This window comes from Streptomyces sp. SD31 (assembly GCF_052068475.1).
Lineage (GTDB): Bacteria > Actinomycetota > Actinomycetes > Streptomycetales > Streptomycetaceae > Streptomyces.
Map to the genome: position 1 here is coordinate 1 of NZ_JBQHCX010000054.1, position 781 is coordinate 781.

The 781-nt window shown below is 68.5% G+C and carries 1 protein-coding gene; it reads right to left on the reverse strand.

The features are described 5' to 3' along the window. Window positions 1-781 (reverse strand): acyltransferase domain-containing protein (locus ACTMVF_RS42375; RefSeq protein ID WP_441276427.1); only part of this gene is annotated, 781 nt, incomplete at both ends.

Sequence of the window (781 nt, forward strand, 5' to 3'; positions counted from 1 at the left end):
GCGGCCCACGCCTCACCGAGGGAGAGAGCGAACCTGGACGGGCCACCCTGGTCCCGGCGCAGGGAACCGACCGCCACGACATCCGCCGCGCCATGGTCGTCGGCGGTGGACTGCAGCGGCATCGTCAGCACCGGATGCGCACTGGACTCGACGAACACGCGGTAACCGTCATCGATCAACGCCCGGGTGACCTTCGCGAACTCAATCGGCCGACGGGCATTCAAGTACCAGTACTCCGGCCCCAGTTCCATCGTGTCGATGCGCTCACCGGTCACCGCCGAGTAGAACGGGATACCCGCCGACCGGGGAGTCGTCCCCGCCAGCATCTCCAGCAGACGCTCCCGCAACGGCTCCACCTGCGGGCCGTGCGACGCCACCGTCGAGGGCACGATCCGCGCCCGCTCACCCCGGCCCACGCACACGTCCACGAACTCGCCCAGCTCAGCCTCCGGACCAGCCACCGTGCACGCATTCGGGCCATTGATACCGGCCACCGACAGTGCCGGCCAGGTCCCGATGAGTTCACGCACCGCCTCCACCGGCAGCGCCACCGAGGCGACCGCACCACGGCCGACGAGTTCGTCCGCGAACAACTGACTGCGCAGCACCACGATCCGCACGGCATCCTCAAAGCTCAACGCACCCGCCACGAAAGCCGCCGCGATCTCACCCTGCGAATGACCCACCACCGCGCCCGGCTCCACACCGAACGACCGCCACGTCTGCGCCAACGACACCATCACCGCGAACAACACCGGCTGCAGAATCTCGATGCGCTCCA